Source organism: Streptomyces sp. NPDC044106, assembly GCF_056433985.1.
This window is the reverse complement of sequence record NZ_JBWKFZ010000008.1, coordinates 283,997-307,248: the sequence shown is the minus strand read 5'-3', so window position 1 is coordinate 307,248 and position 23,252 is coordinate 283,997. Positions and strand designations below refer to the sequence as shown.

Annotated in this window: 25 protein-coding genes, 1 tRNA gene and 1 pseudogene; 8 read left to right on the top strand and 19 right to left on the bottom strand. The window is 71.5% G+C overall.

The window, feature by feature from the left end; translation table 11 throughout:
- The first annotated feature begins 24 nt into the window (after nucleotides 1-24).
- Entirely contained in the window at nucleotides 25-270 is a 246-nt protein-coding gene (locus AC07DI_RS16870) for a hypothetical protein (protein WP_478905036.1), read from the top strand.
- A 9-nt stretch (nucleotides 271-279) separates the two neighbouring features.
- On the opposite strand, the gene AC07DI_RS16865 is transcribed toward AC07DI_RS16870, so the two are convergent.
- Nucleotides 280-747, bottom strand: coding sequence for a MarR family winged helix-turn-helix transcriptional regulator (locus tag AC07DI_RS16865; RefSeq protein WP_384248158.1), 468 nt, complete (start codon nucleotides 745-747; stop codon nucleotides 280-282).
- A gap of 97 nt (nucleotides 748-844) precedes the next feature.
- Between AC07DI_RS16865 and AC07DI_RS16860 the strand changes: the two genes are divergently transcribed.
- Both AC07DI_RS16860 and AC07DI_RS16855 read left to right on the top strand, forming a co-directional pair.
- Nucleotides 845-2,059 (top strand): metal-dependent hydrolase family protein, encoded by a 1,215-nt coding sequence (locus AC07DI_RS16860; RefSeq protein WP_478905035.1) that lies wholly within the window; start codon nucleotides 845-847, stop codon nucleotides 2,057-2,059.
- Between the two features lie 34 nt (nucleotides 2,060-2,093).
- Nucleotides 2,094-2,294, top strand: a complete 201-nt coding sequence (locus AC07DI_RS16855; RefSeq protein ID WP_478905103.1) for a GNAT family N-acetyltransferase — start codon at nucleotides 2,094-2,096, stop codon at nucleotides 2,292-2,294.
- A 25-nt stretch (nucleotides 2,295-2,319) separates the two neighbouring features.
- Here AC07DI_RS16855 and AC07DI_RS16850 read toward each other — a convergent pair whose 3' ends face one another.
- Complete coding sequence (locus AC07DI_RS16850; RefSeq protein ID WP_478905034.1) at nucleotides 2,320-2,529, bottom strand: DUF6243 family protein; 210 nt, start codon at nucleotides 2,527-2,529, stop codon at nucleotides 2,320-2,322.
- Between the two features lie 264 nt (nucleotides 2,530-2,793).
- Nucleotides 2,794-3,132: a 3-oxoacyl-[acyl-carrier-protein] synthase III C-terminal domain-containing protein gene (locus tag AC07DI_RS16845; protein ID WP_478905102.1), complete on the bottom strand. Its 339-nt coding sequence runs from the start codon at nucleotides 3,130-3,132 to the stop codon at nucleotides 2,794-2,796.
- Between AC07DI_RS16845 and AC07DI_RS16840 the strand changes: the two are divergent.
- The 4 genes and pseudogenes from AC07DI_RS16840 to AC07DI_RS16825 all read left to right on the top strand — a co-directional run.
- A pseudogene (locus AC07DI_RS16840) lies at nucleotides 3,016-4,377 on the top strand (SDR family NAD(P)-dependent oxidoreductase); the annotation flags it as partial. The gene AC07DI_RS16845 and the pseudogene AC07DI_RS16840 overlap by 117 nt on opposite strands.
- 304 nt (nucleotides 4,378-4,681) lie before the next feature.
- Nucleotides 4,682-4,772 (top strand) — tRNA-Thr (locus tag AC07DI_RS16835).
- A 52-nt stretch (nucleotides 4,773-4,824) separates the two neighbouring features.
- Nucleotides 4,825-5,757: a diacylglycerol/lipid kinase family protein gene (locus AC07DI_RS16830; protein WP_478905033.1), complete on the top strand. Its 933-nt coding sequence runs from the start codon at nucleotides 4,825-4,827 to the stop codon at nucleotides 5,755-5,757.
- Nucleotides 5,758-5,822: 65 nt separating this feature from the next.
- The gene (locus AC07DI_RS16825; protein ID WP_478905032.1) at nucleotides 5,823-6,947 is read left to right on the top strand and encodes a ferritin-like domain-containing protein; all 1,125 of its coding nucleotides are present in this window, start codon (nucleotides 5,823-5,825) and stop codon (nucleotides 6,945-6,947) included.
- 88 nt (nucleotides 6,948-7,035) lie between these two features.
- On the opposite strand, the gene AC07DI_RS16820 is transcribed toward AC07DI_RS16825, so the two are convergent.
- The 11 genes from AC07DI_RS16820 to AC07DI_RS16770 are packed head-to-tail and all read right to left on the bottom strand — an operon-like array spanning nucleotide 7,036 to nucleotide 17,249.
- Nucleotides 7,036-8,277: a beta-ketoacyl-[acyl-carrier-protein] synthase family protein gene (locus tag AC07DI_RS16820; protein ID WP_478905031.1), complete on the bottom strand. Its 1,242-nt coding sequence runs from the start codon at nucleotides 8,275-8,277 to the stop codon at nucleotides 7,036-7,038.
- Entirely contained in the window at nucleotides 8,277-8,516 is a 240-nt protein-coding gene (locus AC07DI_RS16815) for an acyl carrier protein (protein WP_384248165.1), read from the bottom strand. The genes AC07DI_RS16820 and AC07DI_RS16815 overlap by 1 nt, the downstream gene beginning before the upstream one ends.
- A 29-nt stretch (nucleotides 8,517-8,545) precedes the next feature.
- Complete coding sequence (locus AC07DI_RS16810) at nucleotides 8,546-9,550, bottom strand: beta-ketoacyl-ACP synthase III (protein ID WP_478905030.1); 1,005 nt, start codon at nucleotides 9,548-9,550, stop codon at nucleotides 8,546-8,548.
- Nucleotides 9,547-10,629 carry a fatty acid desaturase family protein gene (locus AC07DI_RS16805; protein ID WP_478905029.1) on the bottom strand — a complete coding sequence of 361 codons (1,083 nt, stop codon included), beginning with the start codon at nucleotides 10,627-10,629 and terminating at the stop codon, nucleotides 9,547-9,549. Before AC07DI_RS16805 ends, AC07DI_RS16810 begins: the two co-directional genes overlap by 4 nt.
- Nucleotides 10,626-11,600, bottom strand: coding sequence for a VlmB-like protein (locus AC07DI_RS16800; protein ID WP_478905028.1), 975 nt, complete (start codon nucleotides 11,598-11,600; stop codon nucleotides 10,626-10,628). Before AC07DI_RS16800 ends, AC07DI_RS16805 begins: the two co-directional genes overlap by 4 nt.
- The gene (locus AC07DI_RS16795) at nucleotides 11,597-12,166 is read right to left on the bottom strand and encodes a flavin reductase family protein (RefSeq protein ID WP_478905027.1); all 570 of its coding nucleotides are present in this window, start codon (nucleotides 12,164-12,166) and stop codon (nucleotides 11,597-11,599) included. The genes AC07DI_RS16800 and AC07DI_RS16795 overlap by 4 nt, the downstream gene beginning before the upstream one ends.
- Nucleotides 12,157-12,648, bottom strand: coding sequence for a hypothetical protein (locus tag AC07DI_RS16790; RefSeq protein ID WP_478905026.1), 492 nt, complete (start codon nucleotides 12,646-12,648; stop codon nucleotides 12,157-12,159). Before AC07DI_RS16790 ends, AC07DI_RS16795 begins: the two co-directional genes overlap by 10 nt.
- Nucleotides 12,648-13,157, bottom strand: coding sequence for a type II toxin-antitoxin system RatA family toxin (locus AC07DI_RS16785; RefSeq protein WP_478905025.1), 510 nt, complete (start codon nucleotides 13,155-13,157; stop codon nucleotides 12,648-12,650). The genes AC07DI_RS16790 and AC07DI_RS16785 overlap by 1 nt, the downstream gene beginning before the upstream one ends.
- Nucleotides 13,144-14,442: an aspartate aminotransferase family protein gene (locus tag AC07DI_RS16780; protein ID WP_384248172.1), complete on the bottom strand. Its 1,299-nt coding sequence runs from the start codon at nucleotides 14,440-14,442 to the stop codon at nucleotides 13,144-13,146. The genes AC07DI_RS16785 and AC07DI_RS16780 overlap by 14 nt, the downstream gene beginning before the upstream one ends.
- 8 nt (nucleotides 14,443-14,450) lie before the next feature.
- On the bottom strand, nucleotides 14,451-15,587 hold the full coding sequence (locus tag AC07DI_RS16775) for an acyl-CoA dehydrogenase (protein WP_478905024.1): 1,137 nt from the start codon (nucleotides 15,585-15,587) through the stop codon (nucleotides 14,451-14,453).
- A 48-nt stretch (nucleotides 15,588-15,635) separates the two neighbouring features.
- The gene (locus AC07DI_RS16770; protein ID WP_384248175.1) at nucleotides 15,636-17,249 is read right to left on the bottom strand and encodes an aldehyde dehydrogenase family protein; all 1,614 of its coding nucleotides are present in this window, start codon (nucleotides 17,247-17,249) and stop codon (nucleotides 15,636-15,638) included.
- A 260-nt stretch (nucleotides 17,250-17,509) separates the two neighbouring features.
- Here AC07DI_RS16770 and AC07DI_RS16765 point away from each other — a divergent pair, with 260 nt between their 5' ends.
- Nucleotides 17,510-18,502, top strand: coding sequence for a bifunctional lysylphosphatidylglycerol flippase/synthetase MprF (locus AC07DI_RS16765; protein WP_478905023.1), 993 nt, complete (start codon nucleotides 17,510-17,512; stop codon nucleotides 18,500-18,502).
- Nucleotides 18,503-18,548: 46 nt separating this feature from the next.
- On the opposite strand, the gene AC07DI_RS16760 is transcribed toward AC07DI_RS16765, so the two are convergent.
- The 5 genes from AC07DI_RS16760 to AC07DI_RS16740 all read right to left on the bottom strand — a co-directional run bounded on the left by AC07DI_RS16760 (nucleotide 18,549) and on the right by AC07DI_RS16740 (nucleotide 23,237).
- Nucleotides 18,549-19,289 (bottom strand): AfsR/SARP family transcriptional regulator, encoded by a 741-nt coding sequence (locus tag AC07DI_RS16760; protein WP_478905022.1) that lies wholly within the window; start codon nucleotides 19,287-19,289, stop codon nucleotides 18,549-18,551.
- Nucleotides 19,290-19,786: 497 nt separating this feature from the next.
- A complete protein-coding gene (locus AC07DI_RS16755) occupies nucleotides 19,787-20,536 on the bottom strand; it encodes a thiolase family protein (protein ID WP_478905021.1) in 750 nt (249 codons plus the stop codon).
- Nucleotides 20,537-20,605: 69 nt separating this feature from the next.
- Nucleotides 20,606-21,268, bottom strand: coding sequence for a GDSL-type esterase/lipase family protein (locus AC07DI_RS16750; RefSeq protein WP_478905020.1), 663 nt, complete (start codon nucleotides 21,266-21,268; stop codon nucleotides 20,606-20,608).
- Nucleotides 21,269-21,318: 50 nt separating this feature from the next.
- The gene (locus AC07DI_RS16745) at nucleotides 21,319-21,834 is read right to left on the bottom strand and encodes an SRPBCC family protein (RefSeq protein WP_478905019.1); all 516 of its coding nucleotides are present in this window, start codon (nucleotides 21,832-21,834) and stop codon (nucleotides 21,319-21,321) included.
- Nucleotides 21,831-23,237 carry an MFS transporter gene (locus tag AC07DI_RS16740; protein WP_478905018.1) on the bottom strand — a complete coding sequence of 469 codons (1,407 nt, stop codon included), beginning with the start codon at nucleotides 23,235-23,237 and terminating at the stop codon, nucleotides 21,831-21,833. Before AC07DI_RS16740 ends, AC07DI_RS16745 begins: the two co-directional genes overlap by 4 nt.
- Nucleotides 23,238-23,252: the final 15 nt, after the last annotated feature.

The window sequence follows — 23,252 nt, the reverse complement described above, 5'->3', positions numbered from 1 at the left end:
ACGCACCGCGAAACGGAGAGTTCCATGTACACCTTGTTCCGTACGTTCCTCTCGGGCGCGACCCGCGTACTCCTGGCCGCCTTCCTCCTGGGCGGCTGCGCCGTGGTGGCCGGGCAGATCGTCGCCCTCGCCGCGGGCGACCGCCACTTGATGGAGCTGTTCGGCACGGACGTCACCGACGCGGTGTGCGTCATCGCGGGCGCGGCGGGCCTCTGCTCGTTCCTGCACCTGTACGTACGGGAGGAGGGCGCGGGCCGGGAGGAGGGGTAGGGCGGCGACTCAGTCGCGGCTCGCGGCCTGTTTCCTCGACCACGCGGTGGCGTCGGCGCCGTAGCGGACCAGGAGGCGCGCGAACTGGATCCGCTCCTCCGGCGACCAGGCGGCGGTGATCTCCTGGAACGCCACCCGCTGCTCGGCGGCGAAGCGGCTGCGTTCGGCCTCGCCCTCTTCGGTGAGTTCGAGCACCGTGCGGCGCCCGTCGAACTGCGACGCCACCCGGCGCAGCAGCCCGTCCTCGATGCAGGCGGCGACGGTCCGGCTGGCCACCGGCTGGACGACGCCCATCTCTGCGGCGAGGCCGCCGACGGTCGTCTCGCCCGGCGCGTCGGCGATCACGTTGAGCACGAGGTTGCGGGAGAGGTCCTTGCCGGAAGCGGGTGTGCGCCGTCGCAGACGTGACAGCGCCGGGCCGATCTGATCCAACGCCAGGTCGCCGGACGGCTGCTCGGAGGAAGACCCGCTGCTCATGCGCTTGAGTCTAGGCCACAGCCGCGCATTTGCATACCGACTGCTATCTACATAGCATCCGGTATGTAATGACGAACGAGGAATGAGGCGGACCGCCATGGCACTCACCGCAATCACCAACGCCCGGGTCTTCGACGGGGAGAAGTCCCTCGGCGTGCAGACCGTGGTCGTCGACGGCGGGAGGATCGCTCGTGTGGGCGGCGCCGCTCCCCGGGACTGCGAGGTCGTCGACGGCGGCGGCGCTACCCTGCTGCCGGGGCTCATCGACGCCCATGTCCACTCCGCCCCGGGTTCCCTGGCGCTGGCCCTGCGGTTCGGGGTGACGACCGAGCTGGAGATGCAGGGGATGAACACCCGGGAGAACCGGGGGGCCATCACCGAGGACGACACGGTGGCCGACGTACGTTCGTCCGGCTTCGCCATCACACCGCCCGGCGGTCACCCGAGTGAGCTGATGCCCGAGGGCTTCCGACCGAAGTGGGATCTTCCCCCGGTGATGCCTCTGATGCCGTTCTCCACCACGCCCGAGGAAGCGGCGGCCTTCGTGCCGCAGCTTCTGGCCCGCGGGTCCGACTTCATCAAGTTCATGATCGACGACGGCAGCGTGGAGGGGCACCCCGGCTTGCCGGTGCTCGACCGGGACACCGTGGCCGCCGGTGTGGCGGAGGCCAAGAAGTACGGCGCGCTCACCGTGGCCCACGCGCTGACCGTGGAGGCCACAAGGACGGCGGCCGAAGCCGGCGTCGACGGCCTCACGCATGTCTTCATGGACCAGCCGCACACCGCAGGGATCATCGACCTCATCAAGGACACGGGCATGTTCGTCGTGCCCTGCATCACCCTGAACGCGTCGATGATGGGCATCACCGGCAGCGAACTCGCCGACGACCCGCGCGTCGCCGCCCGCCTCGACAGCCGGTGGGACCGAACCCTGCGCTCCAGCTACAACCGCTATTCGCAGGGCAAGCTCGACGAGGTGTACGACACGGTGCGCGCGCTGGACGCCGCCGGTGTGGACGTGCTGGCCGGCACCGACGCCTCCATGCCCGAGACGTTCTTCGGCGGCCTGGCACACGGGGCCAGCCTCCACCACGAACTGCAGTACCTCGTAGCAGCCGGCCTCACGCCCGCCCGCGCCCTGCGCGCCGCCACAGCGACCACGGCCCGCCGCTTCCACCTCAGCGACCGCGGCCGCATCGCCGAGGGCCTTCGAGCCGACCTGCTACTGGTCGACGGCGACCCGACCAGCAACATCAGCGACACACTCAACACGCGCGCCGTCTGGCGCCGGGGGGCCCGACTGGCGGGATGACGGCGGGTCGCAGACCTGCCCGGTAGTCCTCGGCATCGGCACCGCCTTGATCGAAGACCTGCATTCCCGGGCCGCCGGCCGACGCTTCGGCACACTGATGCTCTGGGTGCTCCAGGACAACCTGCGCGCCCGCCGCTTCTACGCCGCGCACGGGTACGCAGCCGACGGAGCCACCCAGAGCGATGCCTACGGCGACACGGCGCTCTGCGAAGTGCGTTACCGGCGCGCCCTCTGAGAGCTCGGCCCGCGGCGGCGGTGCGTCAGCTCTGGGCGGCGGCGTCGTCCGGCTGCCCGGCGCCCTCGGCCTTGCCCGTCTTCTCGCGCATCTTGCGCACCAGCTCCGCCTTCTGATCGGCGGCGCCCTGGCGGTCGAGGTTGCGGTGCGGGCCGTTGTTCTGCCGTTCGGCGCGGGACAGCTTCTTGCGCTTGCCGCCGCCCATGCCCACGGGGTTTTTGATGTTCTTGCTCACGGGTTCTCCCGGGAAGGTGTGAAGTGATCTACGGATTCATCGACGGGGACGGGCGCGGCGACGTCGAAGGACGTCAGCAGGGGCCCGTCACGCTCACTCGTAAATCGGCGTCTGGAAGAACATGAGGCAAGACGTTACCCGGTCCCGTCGCCTCCGCACACCAGTTTTGTCCCGTCACGGCGTCGTCCGGGCCTCCGGCGAGGGCGGTGTCGTCGAAGCAGAGGGCAGTTCACCGGCCATGGGAGGCTTCTTCCTCCGCATGGCTCAGAGCCGAATGGTCACCAGCGCGCCACTGAATCCGCTCGCCAGCCCGACGAGGGTGATCTGGGATCCGGGGCCGATACGACCCGTTTCGAGCGCCCGGCCGAGTTGCAGGGGAATGGTGGCCGAGGCCACATTGCCGTGATCGGCGACGGTCGGAATGCAGCTTTGCGCGGGAATCGTGAGGGTTTCACAGAGCTTCACGAAGGAGGGAAAGCTGACCTGGTGCACGGCAAAGAAGTCGCTCGGCGCACCTTGGGCGTTCAATTCCGCGAAGCCGGCGATCCATTCCTCCTGACGGGCACTCACGTCCACGAAACTTCCGCTGAGTTCGATGCCCATACCCGGGGCACCGAGACCGTCATAAGGGCTCATGGTCCCGCCCCACTTGACCACGCACGTCTGCCAAGCGGACGAATCGGCGCGGAAGTGCATGTCCAGTACGCCCGCGCCCGTCGCATCGTCCGGCGGCCCCGCCGCAAGGAGGAGGGCCGCGCCGGCGTCGCTGACCGTGTAGCCGGGCAGCGCCTTCCCGAATGCCTGGACGTCGGGAACGCTCCAGCGAGCGCCAAGGGTGGGCGCCTCACCACACAGGACGCCCTGGCCGCTCTCGACCAGTGCCTCGGCCGGCCGGACCGGCCGGTCGTCGCTGTCGGGCACGCCGACTGGGAGCGGCTCGGCCGGCTTCTGCCCGGCCTTCGTGCCCCGCGCACAGCCGGCCTGCTCCCGGCCCACGGCGTCGGCGCCGCCTGCGAAGGGCCACGGGCGGCGCTCAGGACGGCCACACCCGACGAGGCACGCACGCTGATCACACAGCTGATCCGTGAACTCTTCGCCGAGGTCGCGCAGCTCGACGTCGAACGTGTCGATGTGCGACGGCGGCTGGACGAGATGGGCTACGACTCCCTCATGGTCCTGGAGATGGGCGTCCTGATCGGGCAGCGACTGGACTACGACATCCCGCTGGTCGAGCTCGCCGGAGCGACCAGCGGGATCCGGCGCGCCGTCGCACTGGCCCTCGCGGCACACGGCTTCGAGGTCATCGCCACGGCCCGTACCGCGCAGAAGGCGCAGAAGCTCACCGTCGTCGCGCAGGAGCACGGCACCGCGCTGCGGACCGTGCTGCTCGACGTGACGGACCCGCGGTCCTGCCAGGACGCCGTCATGGAGATCGACGAGCTCGCGGGGGGGGGCGGTCCCTGGGCGCTCGTCAACAACGCCGGGGTCGCGGTCGCCGGCGCGTTCGAGGAGGTATCGGAGTCGGACGCGCGGACCGTCCTTGAGACCAATCTGCTCGGCATGGCCCGCATGACCCGGCTCGTACTGCCGGGCATACGCCGCCGCAGCGGCGGCCGCATCGTGCAGATGAGTTCGTGCGGCGGGCTCATCTCGCTGCCCCTCAACGGCTGGTACTTCGCGAGCAAGCACGCGCTTGAGGCGCTCACCGACGCCGTACGCAGGGAGACCGCCGGCGGCGGGATCCACATCTCCCTGATCGAGCCGGGGTGCACCGACACGCCCATGGTCTCCGGAGCGCTCGCCGAGGACCTGACCCGCTGCTCGCGCTTCGAGGCCTCGCACAAGGCGGCCCACCGCCTCATCGCCGCCCGCCGGCCACTGAGCGCAGAGGCCGTCGCCCGCACCGTACGCCGGGCCCTCACCGCCCGAAGGCCCCGGCGCCGCTACCGGGTCGGGTTCGAGGCCTCCCTGATCCGTGTCGCCTCGGCTTCTCCGACCGCCGCCGTGGACTTCGCGCTGCGCAAGGCACTGCGCCTGCACCAGCCGGTGCGCACGGGCACCGAAGGCCGGGCGTACGCAGCTGAAACGGGTGTTTCAGCGGTCTGCAAGCGGCGAGTGCGAAGGTCTTCACGTCGGCCGCCGAGGCCGGCCGGGAGAGGTACCCATAGCGGCCTATTGGGGGCCGGAGCTCGTCTCCGGCCAGGGGTTCACGCCCCACGCAGGTTCGAATCCTGCTCTCTCCGCTCGTCCCGGCAACGCCCGGCAACGCCCGACGACGCGAACAGGAAGCCACGCATGGGGAGCCACTGGGCACGTACCGCGGTGATAGTGGCGAACGACCGGGCGGGCAGTGCCGCTTCGGTGCCCCTCTCGGCCGTCATCGAGGCGGCCCAGGAGCTCGTCGGAGATGTGGGCGTGGTGCACACCGCGTACCCGGGACACGCACGGACCCTTGCCGGGAAAGCCGCGCGGGACGGCGCCGACGCGGTACTCGCGGTCGGCGGCGACGGCACCGCGAGCGAAGTGGCGGCCGGGCTCGTGGCCGAGGCGGACGCGGGGAGCAGCCGCCCGGCCCTGCTCTGCGTTCCGGCAGGCACCGGCAACTCCTTCTACAAGGAGATCTGGCAGGACCGCCCCTGGCACGCGTCGCTCACCGCCTCCCTCGGCACGGCCCGGCCGCGGATCAGGAACCTGGACATGGCGCGCGTCCTCGAGACGGGTGAGACCGTGCTGCTCGGCGCCTGTTCCGGTCTCGTCGCCGAGGCGCTGGAGACAGCCGCGGAACTCACCCACCTCACCGGGCGCGCCCGCTACCGGGAGGCGGTCGCCGAGACGCTGCGCGGCTTCGCACCGCATCCGGCCAGGGTCCTCGTGGACGGTGCGGTGATCCACGACGGCGGCGTCGTCCTCGCCAACGTCGGCGGCGGCCGGTACCGGGGCGGCGGGTTCCTGCTGCTGCCGCACTCCGTCCTCGACGACGGCCTGCTCGACGTGTGCGTGGTGACCGACGGCCTCGATCCCCGGGAGCTGCCGAAGCTGGCCCGGGAAGGACGCCACCTCGAACGGCCCGGGGTCGTCTACCGGCGCGGTCGCCGCGTCGAGATCGAGCGCACCGACGGCGCCTTCCTCACCTTCGAACGGGACGGTGAGATCCAGCGCGGGCGCACGCGCTACACGCTGGACGTCCTTCCCGCGGTGCTGCCCTTCCTCTCCCCGCCCGCGCCCTGACCACGAGACACCATCCCGTACCGCCATCCCGCACCGCCATCCCGTACCGCGTAAGGGGACTGCCCATGAGCGGAACCGCCGACGCCCGGCATTCGGGCACCGGCTCGGACAACGGCACCGACTGGTCCTTCCCGATGCAGGGGCGCACCACCTTCACCTGGGAGTACGACACCGATCGGGAAGTGCTGCTCAACCTCTACCAAAAGGGCAAGGACAAGCAGTGGGACAGCACGAAACGCATCGACTGGTCCCTGGAGGTGGATCCGTGTGACGTCCTCGGCACCCCGGAGAACACCCTCGCGCTGTACGGGTCCCGGCAGTACTCCCGGCTGAACAAGCGGGAGAAGCGGGAGCTGCGACAGCACATGGCCTCCTGGGAGTTCAGCCAGTTCCTGCACGGCGAGCAGGGTGCGATGATCTGCTCCGCGCGGATCGTCGAGTCGGTGCCGGACATCGACTCGAAGTTCTACGCGGCGACCCAGGTCATGGACGAGGCCCGCCACGCGGAGCTGTTCACGCGCTTCGTGCGCGACAAGATCGGCATGACGTATCCGATCAGTCCGCATCTGAAGGCCCTGCTGGGCGACGCTCTGAGCGACGCGCGCTGGGACATGCCCTACCTCGGTATGCAGGTCCTCATCGAGGGGCTCGCCCTCGCCGCGTTCGGCATCCTGCGCGACCGGACGGACAAGCCGCTGCCGAAGCAGATCCTGTCGTACGTCATGCAGGACGAGGCACGGCACGTCGCCTTCGGGCGCATCGCCCTGCGCGACTACTACAAGGAACTGACCAGCCAGGAGATCGCGGAGCGCGAGGACTTCATCGTCGAGGGCTGCTATCTGATGCGCGACCGGCTGCGCATGCAGGAGGTGTGGGAGACGCTCGGCTACGACATGAAGGAGTGCATGGAGTACATGAACCGGGGCCCCCGGATGCAGGCCTTCCGCTCGCGTCTGTTCACCCGGATCGTGCCCTGCGTCAAGGACATCGGGCTGTGGGGCCCGAAGGTGCGGCAGGCCTACGAGGACATGGGCGTGCTCCAGCTGGCCGACCGGGACCTGCTCGAGCTCATGAAGGCCGACGAGGACCGCGCCGAGGCGCTGGACGCCGAGCGCCGCGAACTGGCCGAGCGGCAGGACGAGGTCCATCAGGCGGTCGCCCACGGCCGGCTCCTCGCGGACGAGGGCTGAGAGCCTGTCGCACACGGCGAGGAGGCCGCCGCGCGTCGAAGACGTGCGGCGGCCTCCTCGGCCATGGAGCCGGTCCTGCGGGCCCTGTCTAGGGGCGGGTCAGCACCACCACGGCGTTCTGCCCGCCGAATCCGAAGGAGTGGCTGACGGCCACCCGGACGTCGGCGGGGCGTGCCTCCTTGGCGACGACGTCCAGTTCGATCTCCGGGTCCTGGCTGTCCAGGTTCGCGGTCGGCGGGATGAGACCGTGCTCCACCGTGAGGGCCGCCACGGCGATCTCGATCGCTCCGGACGCGCCGAGGGAGTGGCCCGTCACGCCCTTCACGGAGGTCACCGCGGGCCCTTCGCCGAGTACGCGACGGATCAGTCCGGCCTCCATGAGGTCGTTGAGCGGGGTGGAGGTGCCGTGCGCGTTGACGTGGTCGACGGCGCGCGGGTCGGCCGCCGCGTCGTCGAGGGCCGCGCGCAGGGCCAGCTCCGCGCCGCCGCCGCTCGGTTCCGGCGCGGTCGCGTTGTAGGCGTCGGCCGAGGCGCCGTAACCGCTGACGTGCGCGTGGATGTGTGCTCCCCGGGCCCGCGCGCCGTCCGGGCGTTCCAGGATCAGGACGGCGGCGCCCTCGGCGGGCACGAAGCCGTCGCGGGCGGCGTCGAACGGCCGGGAGGCCCTCGTGGGGTCGTCCCGGCGCGTGGAGAGCGCGCCCATCTGCTGGAATCCGGCGATGATCGAGGGGATCAGGCAGGCCTCGGTGCCGCCCGTGATCACCACGTCGCACCGTCCTGAGCGCAGCAGATCGCGTGCCGCGCCGACGGCCGTGGCGCCCGACGCGCAGGCCGTGGCCGTCACGAAGTTCGGCCCGCGGGCCCCGAACTCCATGGCGACGTAACCGGCCGCCATGTTGACCGCGAGCATCGGGATCAGCATGGCGGAGACGTTCTCCGAGCCCCGCTCCAGGAGGACGTGGTGCTGCTTCTCCCAGGAGGCGGCGCCGCCGATGCCGCTGCCGAGGACCACGCCCACCCTGTCGCCGTCCCAGCGGGACGGGTCGAGGCCCGCGTCGGCCAGCGCCTCCTTCGCCGCCGCCACCGCGAACTGGCTGCTGCGGTCCAGCCGCCAGGCCTTGCGTCTGCCGACGGCGGCGACCGGGTCGAAGCCGGGGATCCAGCAGCCGAAGTCGGCCGGGATGCCGGCGAGAGCGGGTACGGGCCGCGCGGCGGTCCCGTCCCCCGCCTTGATCCGCTCCCAGGACTCGGCGGTGCCGAGCCCGGCGGGGGTGACCATGCCGATTCCCGTGACCGCCGCGTCGAACCGGGCGTCGCCGCCTGTCCCCATCAGACGGTCACCCGCTTGACGTCGAGTACGCCGGCCGCCTCGGCCAGGGAGCTCTTCGCCTGCAGGTCGTCGTCGGTGAGGCTGATGCCGAACTCCTCCTGCACGGCGAGCGTCAGTTCCACGAGTGCGAGCGAGTCCAGTTCCAGGTCCTCGAAGGTGTTCTCCGGTACGACCTCGTCGGCCTCGATGCCGAAGCCCTTGGCCAGCAGGCCGACAAGACGGTCGTAGGTGCTGCTCATGCGTGCTCCTCAATGGTGGGTGGGTCGAGTCATACGGGGACGAGCGCGGGCCAGCGGACGGTGCAGGCGCCCCAGGTGAGGCCGCCGCCGAAGGCGGTGAGCACGGTGCGGTGGCCGGGGAGCAGTTCGCCGCCCGCCACGGCGTGCGAGAGGGCCAGCGGGATGGAGGCGGCCGCCGTGTTGCCGACCCGGTCGAGGTGGACGGGGCACCGGCGGCGCGGCAGCCGCATCCGGTCCGCGGCGGCGTGCAGGATCCGCAGGTTGGCCTGGTGGGCGATGAGCCGGTCGATGTCGCCGACCTCCCAGCCGGCCCGCCGCGCCGCGGTCAGCGAGGCGTCGGCCATGCGTTCCACGGCGTTGCGGAAGACGGCCTTGCCCGCCATCCGGAAGTACGGGTCCGCCCCTTCCGCGGTGTGCGGGCGCAGCGGTTCGCGCGAGCCGCCCGAGCGGACGCCGATCAGGCCGCTGCCGTTGCCGTCGCTGCCGAGCACCGGGGTGCCGAGCGCGCCGGGCTCGTCGGCGCCGCCGGACCGCAGGACGACGGCGCCCGCCCCGTCGCCGAAGATGGCCCTGGTCGACCGGTCGGCCGGGTCGAGGATGGTGGAGTACGTGTCCGCGCCGATGACCAGCACGCTGCCCGACGTACCGGCGGCGATCAGTCCGGCCGCGGCGGCCAGCGCGTACAGGAAGCCGGTGCAGACCGCCCCGACGTCGAAGGCGGCCACGGTTCCGAGGCCAAGCTGGGCCGCCACCAGCGGCGCGGTGGCGGGGCAGGGGTGGTCGGGGGTGCTGGTGGCGAGGACCACGGCGTCCACCGTGTCGCGCTCGGCGGACTTCAGCGCGCGCCGGCCCGCCTCCACCGCGAGGTCCGAGGTGGCCGTGGACGGGTCGGCGACGTACCGCGTGCCGATGCCCGTACGGCTGCGGATCCATTCGTCGGAGGTGTCGAGCTCCCGCGCGAGGTCGTCGTTGGTGACCGCGTGCGGCGGCAGCCAGGTGCCCAGGCCGCAGAGCACCGCGGCGTCGGCGCTCACCGGGCGCCCCCGTCCTGCGCCTCGCGCTCCAGCACGGCCACCTCTCGGCTGACGTCGCCGAGGTGGTCGGCCACCTTCAGGTAGGACCGCAGCAGCCGTTCCTCCGCGTACGGCAGGCCGTTGCGCACCAGGTACTCCTTGACCAGCGGCTGGGCGCGGCGCAGGTTCCTGCGGGGCATGGCGGGGAACAGGTGGTGCTCGATCTGGTAGTTGAGCCCGCCGTAGAAGAAGTCGGTGATCCGGTTGGGTGCCAGGTTGCGGGAGGTGATCACCTGCCGGGTGAGCCAGTCCAGTTCCTCCTCCGCTCCGTCGCGTACGGGCAGCCCTTTGTGGTTGGGCGCGAACATCAGCCCCATGTAGAAGCCGAACAGGCACTGGTGGACGGCGATGAAGGCGAGGCCGATGCCGACCGGGAGCACCGTGAAGACCACGGTCAGGTAGACCGCAAGGTGCAGGGTCAACAGGCCGAGGTCCAGGGCGGCGTAGCGCTGGAGGGCGCCCTTGCGCGCCGCCACGTAGCCCGAGGCGTGCAGGCGCAGCCCTTCCAGCAGGATCAGTACGTAGAACATCCACGCCTGGTGGCGGACGATGAAGCGTCCCGCGGTTCCGGTGCGCTTCGTCCGGTCCTTGGCGTCGAAGATGACCTGGCGGCGCAGGATGTCGGGGTCCAGGGAGAGGTGGTTGGGGTAGTTGTGGTGCTTGGTGTGGTGGCCGACCCACCAGCCGAAGCTGACGCCCGTGAGCAGATTGCCGTGGAGGTAGCCGATCACGTCGCCGGCCTTGCGGGTGCGGAAGATCTGGCGGTGCCCGGCGTCGTGCCCGATCAGGTCCGTCTGGCCGAAGCAGGCCGCGAGCCAGACTGCGACGGCCAGTTGCCACCAGCTGTCGCCGATCAGCGCGAACAGGGTCCAGCCCGCCGCGAGGAGCAGCAGATTCGCGATGATCTTGTACGTGTAGTAGACGGGCTGCGAGTCCATGAGTCCGGCCTGCCTGACCAGCCGGGTGATCTCCTGAAGGCTCGGGGCGGCCACGTCCTGTCCGGCCGCCGCGGGGGCGGGCGTCCTGTCGAGGGCGCTCATATCGCCTCCTCAAGGCCCATGTAGGTGAGCCGGGAGCGCTGCATGCGCGTGGCCCACTCGTGCCCCTTCTCCAGCCGCTCCCGCGCGGTGGTGTCCGCCAGGCGGCGGCCGGGCCAGATCTCGTAGTCGCGCAGCAGGTCGCGGTGGTCCTCGACGCCCTGCTGGAAGATCTCCTCGCGGCGCATCAGCTGCTCGGTGGTCGGCAGCTGGTCCCAGAGCGCGTATCCCTCGCGGATCAGCCGGAGGAGGCGGGGCCGGTCGTGCGGGGCGGCGCGCAGGTGGTCGCGGACGATGGCGCTGCCGACCGTCAGGTGGCGGATCTCGTCGATGCCCGCGCCGCGTTCGATGTCGGCGGCGGCCGGGTCGAAGATCCGCCACTTGCGTTCGCTGAGTTCGGCGGCCGGTGCAAGGACGCCCTCGACGAGGACCGTCAGGACCAGGACGCCGCCGACGAAGTCCCGCTCGTCGCGCAGCACGCGCAGCCCGAGGTTCTCCAGCGGCTCCAGGATCTCCTTCTCGTCGGTGGCGGCGAGGCGGGCCACCGTGTCGGTCAACTCCGCCTCCTTGACGCCGAGTTCGAGGAGGTGGCTGCGGAATACCATGGCGTGGCGCGCCTCGTCGATCAGCTGCGTCGCGTAGAACTCCAGGGTGTCGTTGTCGGGTGCCAGCGCGGTCAGGTAGCCGATCGCCCGGGTGGCCTTCTCCTCGGCGACCGAGCGGTAGGCGAGTTCCTGGGTGAGCGCGCTGTTGAGCGGGCCGGGCTGGACGACCACGTCGAGCGGCCGGACGTCCGGCGCGTGGCCGAGGAGGTTGCCGCGCAAGGTTCCGTTCGGTACGGCGTTGAGCCAGTAGCGCAGATTGCACAGGGCGGGGGTGAGTTCGAGGTCCTCCGCGCCGGCCAGGAGCGAGGGGGCCCGCTCCCAGTCGGCCTCGGCGGGGATGCCCGCCGTCGCGGGCGTCGATGTCGTCATGGGGTATCCCTTCCGTCCCTTCCCGCGTAGCGGGGGGCGGCCGTGGACGGGCCTGCGTGCAGCTCGTCGGCGAAATTGACCAGCGGGGTGCCGCCGCGGTGCACCGCGGCGACGACTCGTGCGATCACCAGCTCGTGGTCGCCGACCGGGACGGTGAGTTCCGGCCGGCATTCGAGCCAGGCCACGGCGCCGCCGATCCGGGGCACCGCGTCGGCGCGGTCGCCGAGCCAGGCCGCCGGGGGCAGCTGGCCGAGGCCCGTGGGGCGGGTGCGGCGGGCGAAGTGCCGGGCCAGCGGCTCCTGCCCGGCCGCGAGGCCGTTGGCGACGAAGACCCCGCTGCCGGCTACCGCCCGCAGCCCCCGGCTGCCCGCCCGCAGCAGCGCGCAGGCCATCGGGGGGTCGCCCGGGACGGTCCCGAAGGTGCTCACGGTCACGCCCTCGACCTCGTCGCCCACCCCGCAGATGAGCACCGTCACCCCGGTGACGAAGTGGCGCATCGCGGTGATGACGGCGGCTGCGGAGTCCGCCGGGGCGGCCACGGGCGGGCGCCGTGTGGCTAGGGCCATGTCACCTCGTCCAGCTTGTCGGCCCCCCGGTCTCCGGCCGCCCCGGTGGCCACGAACTCGCTGCGGAAGCGGCGGTACGCCTGATGCGTCTGCGGTTCGAAGTGCAGGCCGAACGGTTTGAGGTAGTTCCCGAACAGCGCCCGGTCCCCGAAGAGGTGGAGCGGCAGCGCGAGCAGCGCCCATTCGGCGTCCCACAGCCAGATCCACGCCAGGGCGACCAGGCCCTGGGTCACCAGGGAGTGCATGACGTTGTAGAGCACGTAGTACGTCTTGCCGATCTCGCCCTTGCGTCGCCGGTACTGGATGGCGCCCGGGATGTAGCCGATCAGGTCTATGTAGACGAACAGCGCGATGGCGGGCAGCCAGCGGACCTCTGAGAGGTGGGTCAGGAAGGCGACCGCGGCGACGACGAGGCCGAGCCCGTACTCCGCCCGCACGAGCCGGGCGGTCACCGGCGTCATGAACAGGTTCTTGGTGTCCATCAGCCCGCCCGTGCCACGTGCGGCGCCGGAACGGCCGGTGCGGCGACGGCGCGGGCCAGCGCCTCGTCGCCCACCACCGAGCCCGCGGGGAAGAGCCCGAGCACCACCCGGGCGATGGTCTCCTTGATGACCCTTTCGGCGACGGGCTCCAGGATGCCCGCGAGGCTGGGGATGCCGAAGTCGAACTCGGCGCGGAAGACGACCCGTACCGCGCCGCCCGTGGTGGAGATCCGCCAGCTGCCCTCGAACGTCTCGAAGTCGCCGTCGAGCTGGGTGAAGACGATGGTGAGGGCCTGCCGGTCGAAACGGTCCGCCTCGGTCCAGCGCAGGACGCCGTTGCGGAAGTACACCTCCCAGTCGCTGGTCTCCGCCACGTCGCTGGTGTCATGGACGGTGACCGAGCGGACCACCGGCGCGAAATCGGGATAGCGGGCGAACTCCTTCACCCGGTCGTACACGGCGTCCGGAGTGTTATCGGGCACGCCGACGGTCACGTCAACGCCGCGCATGGGCGGCACCACCTTCGGGAGTCGGGACGTAGCGGGCCGCCTGCACACGGCAGGCGCGTTCGAACGCGTCGAGGAGGAACCGCACCTCGGAAGGGATCAGGACGGCGGGCGGGGTGAAGCGCAGCACCAGGTGGGAGTTGAGCGAGTGGTTGGCCACCACGCCCTGCTGGATCAGCTCGACGAGGAGGTCCCCGGCCGGCCCCGGCTCGGTGAACTCGACGCCGAGGAGCAGCCCCCGGCCCCGTACCTCCCGTACCAGGCCGCCGAAGGTCTCCCCGGCGATCCGGCGCAGCCCTTGGAGGATCTCGGTGCCGAGCTCGCGGGCCCGGGTGACGAGGTCCTCCTCCTCGATGGCCGCGAGCGCGCCGCGCACGGCGGCCATCGCGAGGGGCATGCCGGAGAAGGTCGAGGTGTGCAGGTAGGGGTCGCGGTCGAAGGCGCCGAACACCTCGGCGCGCGCGACGACCGCGGAGACCGGCATGATGCCGCCGCCCAGGCCCTTGCCGCTGAGCAGCATGTCCGGGGTCAGCCCGTCCGCGTCGGCACCCCACAGGACGCCGAGGCGGCCGAGCCCGGTCTGGATCTCGTCCAGCACGAAGAGCGCGTCGTGGGCGCGGCACAGTTCCTGGACCGTCCGCAGGTAGCCGGGCGGCGGGATGACCACGCCCGCCTCGCCCTGGACCGGCTCGATCACCACGCAGGCGCGGCCGGACGCCGCTTCGAGCTGCCCGGCCAGGGCTTCCGCGTCGCCGTAGGGCACATGGGCGGTACCGGGGAGCAGTGGGCGGAACGGCTCCTGGAACAGGGCCTTCCCGGTGAGGCTGAGCGCGCCCATGGTCTTGCCGTGGTAGCCGCCGTGGGTGGCGATCAGCCGGTCCTTGCCGCGGGTACGGGCGATCTTGATGGCCGTCTCCACGGCCTCCGCGCCCGAGCAGGCGAAGTGCACCCGGTCGAGCCCCGGCGGGGCGGTGGCCACCAGCGCGTCGGCGGCCAGCGCCGCCTGGGGTTCGAGCAGGACGCGGGTCGCCACCGGGTTGCGGTGCAGCTGCTCGACGACATGGCGTACGACGGTGGGGTGGCGTGCGCCCATCAACAGGACGCCGTAGCCGCCGCAGTTGAGGAGCCTGCGGCCGGACGCGGTGGTCACCCAGGCGCCCTGGGACTCCGTCTCCAGTTCGCCGCCGAGCAGCTCGCCGAGGGTGGCGCGCCCCTTGCTCAGGCGTGTCCTGTACAGCCGGCCGATCTCTTCGCGGCCGGGTGTCTGTGCGGGCAGGGCAGTGGTCACGAGGCTCCTCACGCCAGCCGCAGCGGCAGGCCGTCGGTGTGGTCGAGGAAGGGCACGGTGAAGCTGGAACGGGACGGCGGGTGGAAGGCCAGGCCGTGCGAGGCGGCCGCCAGGTAGGCGATGTCGCCGGAGCCGATGAAGGCCATCCCGCCGAGGAGTTCCACGGCGCGGCCGACGGCGGACCGGATCGCGTCCTGCGCCCCGTACCGCGCGACCAGCGCCCGGCCGAGGCCCTCGTTGCCGACCGAACCCTCCATGATCATGCGGGCCGTGCCCTCGGTGAGGAGGGCGGCCGTCTCGTAGCGGGCGAGCAGTTCGGCGCGTTCGGTGTCCGTGCCGCGGCGGCTCTCGACGACTCGTTCGACGAGCGCTCCCGCCATCCCGATGTACGAGGCGGTGATGAGGAGTTCGAACCAGATGAACCCGACCGTCTGCAACTCGTCCAGCTCGCCCGCGTCGCCGAGTTCGGTGCGCATGACCTGCTGCTCGTCGACGAAGACGTCCTTCAGCCGCACCTCGTCGCTCTCGGCCCCGGCCAGGGCCCAGCTCGACCAGAACGGCTCGACCGTCAGGCCCTCCACCTGCCGGGGCACCAGGAGGACCGCCATGTCGGTGGTGCCGTCCGCGTTCGGCAGTGCGGCGCTCGCGGTGAGCAGGTCCATCGAGCGGGAGAGGCTGCAGGGCTTCTTGGACCCGGTGATGAAGTAGCCCTTCTCGGCGGGGCGGGCCTCGACCGTGGGGTTGAGGATGCCCCGCCCCGGCCGGCCCTCGGCGAACCCCGAGGCGACCAGGAGGCGCTGCTCGACGATGCCTTCGAGGAGTGCCCACTCGACTCCGCCGCTCTGCAGGCTGTCGGCGAGCGAGAAGAGCGTGGCCACCGAGAAGTGGTGCATGGTGGTGGCCACCGCGAGGGAGGGGGCGGTGGCGCCCAGCGCGATGGTGACGGCGACCGCCTCAAGGGGCGTGGCACCGCTGCCCGCGTACGTGGTGGGGATGACGAGCCCCGGGCCCCCGTGCGAGCGGAAGAGGTCGATCGCCGGACTGCCCGGCTTCTCCAGGTCGGCCAGCGGCACCTTCGCGAGTGCGTCCAGCAGGCCGGGCAGATGCTTCTCGCAGGTGCGCCGGGCCGTGTTCATCGAGCGCATGACGTCGTCTCCTTGGGAACATCCGCGTCCACCGGGCGGGGCCGCGGTTCAGTGGCGCTCATCGATCAGCGACTGCCAGGCACCGAAGACCGCGTCCCTGGGCCGCGACCCGGGGCTGAGGCTCACGCCCTGAAGGTGTGAGGTGCGCAGGATGGGGTAGTTGGCCTCGCCGAAGACGCCTCCGGTCAGGCCGGTCCCGCCGTGCGTGGGCAGGTAGGGCAGGAATCCGATGTGCGAGTCGTTCACCTTGAACAGGCCGCCGGTGCGGACGCGGGAGACGAAGGTGTCGACGACCCCGGGAGCCTTGGCCCACAGCGAGTTGCGCAGCCCGTAGGGGTTGGAGTTGACGTAGTCGACGAAGGTCTCCAGCATGTCGGCGTCCGGCGCGGGTTCGGCGATCACCAGGGGCAGCAGCGGGAAGAACGTCTCGTGCCGTACGGCCTCGAGATCGCGGGCCCCTTCGACGCCGCGCACGACGATCACCGTGGGTTCGAGGAAGATGCCGTTGGGGTCGCGGGTCTCGTCGAGCTGCATCGCGTGTCCCCCGCAGACCACCTCGGCGCCCTTGTCGCGGGCGTCCTGGAGGCAGCTGAAGAACTTCTCGTTGCGCAGGACGGGCGTCAGGAGTACGTCGGGTTCCCACGGGTGCCCCGGCCGGATGTGGCCGATCTGCCGGATCAGGCTCTCCACCAGGGCGTCCGCGATCTCGGGGTGGACCAGCACCTGGTTGGGGATCATGCACAGCTGCCCGGAGCCGTAGAAGCTCTCGGTCAGGGCCTCGGCGGCCAGTTCGACGTCGGCGTCCTTCCACACGGTGACGACGTCGTTGCCGGCCAGCTCCAGGATCGGCTTCTTCCCTGCGGCGACGCACCGCTCCTGGAACCGCAGGCCGTTCTCGCTGCTGCCGAAGTAGATGATGTCGTCCACCGCCGGATGCTCGAGCCAGCAGCCGAGCATCGGGGCGGGGTCGCCGCAGACGACGTTCAGCGTTCCGGGCGGTGCGCCGACCTCCTGGAGCACGGGTGCCACGAGCTCCTGCATGACGTACATGACACCGAGCGGCGCGCTGCGCGGGGCCCGCACCACCAGGGCGTTGCCGCCCATCACGGCGGTCACCCCGAGCAGCGCGCTGGAGAGCGGCGCGTTCTGCGGCGGGTTGAGGCAGACCACGCCGTCGGGCCGCCTGCGCACCTGGAGGCGGCGCTCGCCGCGGTGGAACTCCTGGAACATCTGGGAGCGGTAGAAGCTGATCGACTCCGGGCCGAAGCACTCCAGCATCCCGGAGACCTGCCACTGGGCGAGGGCCAGCGGGTGCCCTTCCTCGACCAGGACGGCGGCGACGTCATCGGCGTGCGCGGCGAGTCGCGCGTGCAGGAGCCGGCCCACCGTGTCGATACGGACGTCCGCGGGGACGGCGCCCCAGACGGGGGCCGCCGTGGCAGCCGCCGAGACGGCCCGCTCCACGGTGGCGCGGTCGGCCTTGCCCACCCGTCCGACCACGCTCGCCGGGAGATCGTCCGGCGCGGCGCGCCCCTGCTCCAATTTCCTTTTGAGCGTGAGGCTGGCGAAAACGTCGTCGAGGAGGGAATCCGCGTCGAGTACGTAGACGTAGTCCTCGCCCGGCACTTCTCGTGCGTTGACATAGGACTGATAAGTGCGCATCCGCGCGGGAAGGTGACGTGTTCCGTGCTGAAGCCGGTGCCGATACAACTGCGTACTTCCCACGCTCACTCCTTCATGTGCGCAACCGGTCCGGCCGACCGGTGCCGAGCCACGCCGCGATCCTCACAGGGCCTTCTGAGAAGCCGCTGAAAGTCCGCTGACACCGCGGCCTCAGCCGGATGCGGCGGCCCCGCGATATGTTGCGCGAAACTTTCGTCGGCCGATCGGGGAGCGTGCGACGCATGAGCCGGGTGTCAGAAATGCCGCGAGAGAACGCCGAGACCGCTCAGGCCGCACTGACCGCAGTTCAGAAGTACGCGCAGAACCCGAGTTCCTTCCTGGCGCTGAACGCCGGGAACCAATTGTTCCTCGGCAAGGGCGGGGAACTCGTCGCCTACCGGGAGGCCGGTCGCTACGTCATCCAGTTCGGCGGCGTGTACGGGCCGCCGGAACGCCAGGCGGAGGTTCTGCGGGAGTTCCGGGCGTACGCGCGCGAACGCCGCCGGAAAATCGCGGGCATCCAATTGCAGCGGTCGGACGCCGAGTTGTACGCGCGGGAGGGATTCACGCTCAACCAGGTGGGCTCGTCCTACGCGGTGCACCTCCCCGAATTCACGCTGCGCGGCTCGCGGTTCATGAAGCTGCGCAACAAGATCTCCCAGGCGAGGCGGAACGGCCTCGACGTCAAGGAGGTCTCCTTCGCGGAACACGGCGACAGCGTCGCGCGGATCGACTCGGCCTGGCTGCGGGGCAAGGGCAGACACGTCAAGGAGATCGAGTTCCTGGTCGGCGAGACCGGCGGCCCCGTCCAGCGCTACCGGCGGCTGTTCCTGGGAGCGCTCGACGGGCGGCCGGTGGCCTACATCTCGTACTCCCCCGCCTACGGGGCGCGTGCCGGGTGGCTGCACGACCTGAGCCGGCGCCTGCCGGACACGCGGCCCGGCGTGATGGAGGCGATCAACGCCACCGCCATCGAGACCTTCACCCAGGAAGGCGCCGAGTGGCTGCACTTCGGCTTCACGCCGTTCACCGGCCTGGACCGGTCCCTCGAACTGCCCGGGCACAGCGCCCTGACGGGGAAGTTCCTGCGGTTCCTCGCCGACAAGGGAGAGGCCGTCTACCCGGCCGCGGGACAGCTGGCGTACAAGGAGAAGTGGGGCCCGCAGCTGGTGCTGCCGGAGTACCTCGCCTTCGAGGGCAGGGCGAGCCTGCGGGCCGTGTGGCACATCCTGCGGCTGACCAACTCGGTCTGAGCGCCTGCGGTCCGAGACCCTGCGAGAGCCAGGTGGCCGGGCGGTCTCATCGGTGCAGCAGCAGGTCGTCCTCCTGCTGGAGCACCTCCCTCAGTTTCTTCCGCATTCCGGGGCCCGGGTCGATTCCGAGCTCCGCCGAGAGGTTGTGCTGCACCCGCCGGTAGGTGCTGATGGCGTCCGCCTGCCGACCGGACCGGTAGAGCGCGGTCATCAGGTGCTCGCAGAAGCGCTCGCGCAACGGGTGCTGGGTGAGGAGCTGTTCGAGCTCGGGTATCACCTGCTGGTGCCGGCCGAGTTCGAGATGCGCCTCGACGAACAGTTCGCGCCCGATGAGCTTGGTCTCCTCCAGGCGGGCACAGGCGATCCGGCAGATCATTCCGTAACCGGCGTCAAGGAGCGCGGGTCCGCGCCAGACGGCGAACGCGTCGTTGAGCAGCTTGATGACCATCTCGAAGTCCTCGTTCACATACCGGCCAGCCATTTCGACGGCCCGGGTGAACCACAGTGCGTCGACGTCCGCGGCGTCCACGTCAAGAACGTACCCGGAGTGCGAGGTGCGGATGAGGTTTCGGACGCTGGGCTTTCCGGTCTGCCTGGCCAGTATGCGGCGCAGCCTCGCGATATGGGACTGGAGAGAGTTCTCGGCGGTCTTGGGAAGGCGGTCGCCCCAGAGTTCGTCGAGCAGGTCCACCGCGAGCACCGGGGTGCCGGGGGTGAGCGCCAGGGCCGCCATGATGGTTCTGAGTTTTTCTCCCGGTATATCGAGAGGAACGTTTCCCTCGATCACCTGAAGTGGGCCTAGAAGTCTGATCTGCACGCTGATCCCCCGTTTTCCCGGTGTAACGGCAGCCTGGCGTGGCGGAAGGCGCGGGTGGAGATGCCGAGCGATGCGCCCAACGCCATTGGGCGGGCTGCCGGACCGACGATCCGGACCACCACAGTGGTTCGGAGTGTTCATGCGTCCCCAGCGCGGAGTGTACGGACTCGCACTTCGCGGCCCAACCGGATCAAGACGGCGAAATATAGTTGTCTCGTTTCCGGCTCCGTGGATGCCCTGGTTTCGAGGAAGGCCGCCTTCACTCCCGTACCGTGAGCCTTCCTCCGGCTCCCCACGTCCCAGCCGCACACTCGTCGGGCCCGTGCTTCACGGCTGATCTTCTGGACACGTCCCCGTGAATCCGCCAGACCGTCGGCAGTGATACCCGCAATCTCGCAGGGCGCGCTGAAAGGCCGCTGAAACGCGCGCTTCAGCGGGACGGGCGCGAGGTGGCCGTGCGACCGCTCTCAGAGCCTGTCGGCGCAGATCACCACCGCCTCCGCCCCGTGGTCGCCCCACATGGCGACGGCCCCCGTCCCCCGCTCCCGCCGGCGCAGGCTCCGGGACAGCCGCAGGGCCATGCGCAGCCCCGTGGTGTCGAAGACATGCTCGTCGGGAACGGCGTCGTACCCCCGCGCCGCCCGCGGCGACTCGCGCACATCGACGGCGCACAGGTCCCGCGGCACCGCGGAGGTCTCCCGCAGCGCCTGCCGGACGGCGCGTACGGCTTGGGCGTACGACGACCCCGCAGAACCGACGACCGTGCTGTGCGCGCCGAGCCCGGCCAGCCAGGGCAGGCTCAGCCGTTCGGCCCTGGTGCGACGCATCAGGACGACGGCCACCGCGCGCTCGACGCGCCATGGCGGTCCGGTTCCGGTCCGGGCGAGCCCCGGGTCCGTGCCGCTGACGACGACCACGTCCCCTTCCCCGCCGCGGATCAGCCGGTCGGCCAGCGCGAGGGTGCGCAGAGCGCAGAACCGGGTCCCGCCCACGGAGACGGCCGGCACCCGGTCGGGGACGAGGGCGCGTCGCACCACCTGCCGCGCCTGCCGCTGTCCGACGATCACGTGGTCCACGTCGGCGGCCCCGATGCCCGCACGGTCGAGTGCCGCCTCGATGACGAGGGCCCCGAGTGTGACGGAGGGCAGCGCCCCCAGACTCGCGCAGAGGACTCCGCCGGACGTGGCGGCTCCTGCGACGATCACGGACTCGGACATGGGCGCACCAATCAGCGGGGGCGGGTCGGCGGGACGGGTGCCGGGAGGGCCGGTCTCAGACCGGACTCCTCACCATGACGCGGCCCGGGTCACCTCGAGGTGCGCCGCCAGACGGCGGATCACCGCCGCCGCGACGGCTCTCTCCCTGTCACCGGCCGGACCGTCCCCCGCACACACCATGTCGACATGCATCGCGCCGTGCTGCAGGGCGAGCGCGCGGGTGCGCTCCGCGAGGAGCCGCAGCCGCTGCTCCGGTCCGCCGCCGCGCTCCGCCACCGCCGGGGCCTGCCCGCACGAGCCGTACGCGCCCAGGGTGATCACGTCCGCGCCGGAGTCCCTGAGCGCCCCCACGATGCGGTGCAGCTCCGCCTCGGTAGCGTCGACGTCGAAGGAGTCGAGCAGCGCCTCGTGGCCACCGGCGACGACCGCGGCCAGGTCGCCCCGGAACGCCAGGGCCCTGGCCAGCTGTCTGGACCGCACCTGGGCGGCCGACTGGTCCGCCCGGCTCAGGTTGAGGTAGGCCAGCTCGGGCCGGGGCGAGCGCAGCGCCCCGGCCACCCGGTCCGCCCAGGGCTCGCTGCCGGAACCCCGCCGGGAGGACCCGCGGCTCCTGGCCTCGCTGTCACCGAGGACGATGAAGCGCCGCCAGGGCGTGCCGGCACGGAAGTCGGGGTCCTCGCCGCGCGGGTCGCGGGGGGAGTCGTGCCGTTCGTGCGGTGGGGCGCCGTTCACGGAGTTCTCCTCGGAGAGGGGGCGACGGGCGGAAAGCCCGCCCGACGGGTTCACCGGGACCGTCCCGGCTGTTCGACGGCGTCGCGGATCCGGTGCAACGTGGTGCGCATACCGGCCCTGTTGACGCCGGCGCGCTGTGCGGGCGGGGTTCCGGTGAACACCCGGCCGAGGAACTCGGCGGCCTTCGCGCCCCGGCCGCGGCGCAGATCCTCCCAGTACTCGACGAGCTCCACCCCGTCGGGGCAGGGCTCCACACGGTAGCCCCACAGCGCGATGGGCAGGCCGAAGGAGGTGACCCGGAACGCGAACTGCCGGTCGGGGTCCGCCCGTACGACGCGGCAGGAGGTGAACCAGACCGACCGGCCGCGCCGGTTGAGGCCCACGAAGCGGTCGCCGGTGCGGGGCACGGCGCGCCGCGAGACGACGGCCCGGCACTCGGGGCTCCACCGGCCCATCCGCCGGATGCCGGCCACCGCGGCGTAGACCTGCTCCGCCGGTGCGCGGACCACGACGCGTTCCTCGACCGTCCATTCCCGCTCGGTGGACGGCGTCTCGCGCGCGGTCACCGCTCCGCTCCCTTGCCGGTCGCGGGCTCGGCGGCGGGCACGGGGGCCTGCTGCGCGGTGTCAGGACCCGGCCGGTTCCGGCCCGGGGCGAGTCCGAGACCGAGCAGCCCGGCGACGGCGGCCATGGCGCAGGCGAAGAACACCACGTGGCTGTACGGGGTGGGTGAGGACGAGGTCGAGGCGGGCAGGATCGCGGCGAGGACGGCGATGCCGAGGGCGCCGCCGATCTGCCGTACCGCCATGTTGAGTCCGGTCGCGCCCGCGAAGTCCACCGGTTCCACGGACAGCGCGGCGGCGCTGGACACGCCCGTGCTGGCCGCGCCGATCCCGGCACCGGCCAGCAGCCCGACCGGGATCCACATGCTCCACAGGGCGGCGTCCGAGGCCAGCGTGAGCGCCAGCCAGAGGGCCGCGCCGACCAGCGCGCTCGCGCCGAAGAACACCACCAGGTGTGGGCAGCGCTTGCTCAGCGAGCGTCCGACCAGCACCGCGACCACCGCGGAGAGCACCGCCCCGGGGCTCATGGACAGACCCGCCGCGATCCGCGAATACCCCCACACGTCCACCAGGAACAGCGCCCCCACAAGGAGCCACGCGTACAGCGCGGCGCCGAAGAAGAACGAGACGAGGTTGGCGAGGGCGAAGACCCTGCTGCGCCACAGCCGTGTCTGGAGGGCGGGGCGGGGGTGGCTGCGGGCCCGCACCAGTGCGAGCGCCAGCAGGACGAGGCCGCCCACCAGGGCGCCGAGCACCCGGGGATCGTCCCAGTGCCACTCCTGCTCCTGGGTCACGCCGAGCACCACGAGTCCCGCACCCGCCGCGAGGAACAGGGTGCCGAGGATGTCGGGAAGGCCCTGCGTGGTCCGCTCCGGTCGGCGTACGACCCTGATCCCGGCGAGCAGCGCAAGGCCCAGGGGTACGTTGATGAGGAACACCGAGCGCCAGCCGACGGAGTCGATGAGGACGCCGCCGAGGACCGGCCCGGCGGCCGCCGCCGCGGACGCCGCCGCGCTCCACAGTCCGATGGCGGCCCCCCTGCGCCGCGGTGCCACATCGGCGAGGACCACGGCGAGAGAGGCCGGGATCATGGCCGCCGCGCCGAGGCCCTGCAGCGCGCGGGCGACCAGCAGGGTGGGCAGGTCCGGTGCCAGGGCGCAGAGGAGCGAGGTCGCGGTGAACAGGCACATGCCGATGACGTAGAGCCGGCGCCTGCCCAGTACGTCGGCGAGGCGTCCCGCGGGTGCGAGGAAGGCCGCGAACACGATGGCGTAGAGCGAGATGACCCAGGTCAGGTCGGTCACCGCGGCGTCGGGGAAGCTGTCGTGCATGTCCGTCACCGCGAGGTTGGCGACGGTGGCGTCGAGGATGGAGAGGAAGATGGCGCCCGCGGCGAGCGTGACCACGACGGGGTAGCTCGG

What these genes read in the sequence shown, in the direction of transcription:
- AC07DI_RS16870 (WP_478905036.1), top strand. Translation starts at nt 25, where the DNA reads ATGTACACCTTGTTCCGTACGTTCCTCTCGGGCGCGACCCGCGTACTC.
- AC07DI_RS16865 (WP_384248158.1), bottom strand. Translation starts at nt 747, where the DNA reads ATGAGCAGCGGGTCTTCCTCCGAGCAGCCGTCCGGCGACCTGGCGTTG.
- AC07DI_RS16860 (WP_478905035.1), top strand. Translation starts at nt 845, where the DNA reads ATGGCACTCACCGCAATCACCAACGCCCGGGTCTTCGACGGGGAGAAG.
- AC07DI_RS16845 (WP_478905102.1), bottom strand. Translation starts at nt 3,132, where the DNA reads ATGGGCATCGAACTCAGCGGAAGTTTCGTGGACGTGAGTGCCCGTCAG.
- AC07DI_RS16830 (WP_478905033.1), top strand. Translation starts at nt 4,825, where the DNA reads ATGGGGAGCCACTGGGCACGTACCGCGGTGATAGTGGCGAACGACCGG.
- AC07DI_RS16825 (WP_478905032.1), top strand. Translation starts at nt 5,823, where the DNA reads ATGAGCGGAACCGCCGACGCCCGGCATTCGGGCACCGGCTCGGACAAC.
- AC07DI_RS16820 (WP_478905031.1), bottom strand. Translation starts at nt 8,277, where the DNA reads ATGGGGACAGGCGGCGACGCCCGGTTCGACGCGGCGGTCACGGGAATC.
- AC07DI_RS16815 (WP_384248165.1), bottom strand. Translation starts at nt 8,516, where the DNA reads ATGAGCAGCACCTACGACCGTCTTGTCGGCCTGCTGGCCAAGGGCTTC.
- AC07DI_RS16805 (WP_478905029.1), bottom strand. Translation starts at nt 10,629, where the DNA reads ATGAGCGCCCTCGACAGGACGCCCGCCCCCGCGGCGGCCGGACAGGAC.
- AC07DI_RS16800 (WP_478905028.1), bottom strand. Translation starts at nt 11,600, where the DNA reads ATGACGACATCGACGCCCGCGACGGCGGGCATCCCCGCCGAGGCCGAC.
- AC07DI_RS16795 (WP_478905027.1), bottom strand. Translation starts at nt 12,166, where the DNA reads ATGGCCCTAGCCACACGGCGCCCGCCCGTGGCCGCCCCGGCGGACTCC.
- AC07DI_RS16790 (WP_478905026.1), bottom strand. Translation starts at nt 12,648, where the DNA reads ATGGACACCAAGAACCTGTTCATGACGCCGGTGACCGCCCGGCTCGTG.
- AC07DI_RS16785 (WP_478905025.1), bottom strand. Translation starts at nt 13,157, where the DNA reads ATGCGCGGCGTTGACGTGACCGTCGGCGTGCCCGATAACACTCCGGAC.
- AC07DI_RS16775 (WP_478905024.1), bottom strand. Translation starts at nt 15,587, where the DNA reads ATGCGCTCGATGAACACGGCCCGGCGCACCTGCGAGAAGCATCTGCCC.
- AC07DI_RS16770 (WP_384248175.1), bottom strand. Translation starts at nt 17,249, where the DNA reads ATGCGCACTTATCAGTCCTATGTCAACGCACGAGAAGTGCCGGGCGAG.
- AC07DI_RS16765 (WP_478905023.1), top strand. Translation starts at nt 17,510, where the DNA reads ATGCCGCGAGAGAACGCCGAGACCGCTCAGGCCGCACTGACCGCAGTT.
- AC07DI_RS16755 (WP_478905021.1), bottom strand. Translation starts at nt 20,536, where the DNA reads ATGTCCGAGTCCGTGATCGTCGCAGGAGCCGCCACGTCCGGCGGAGTC.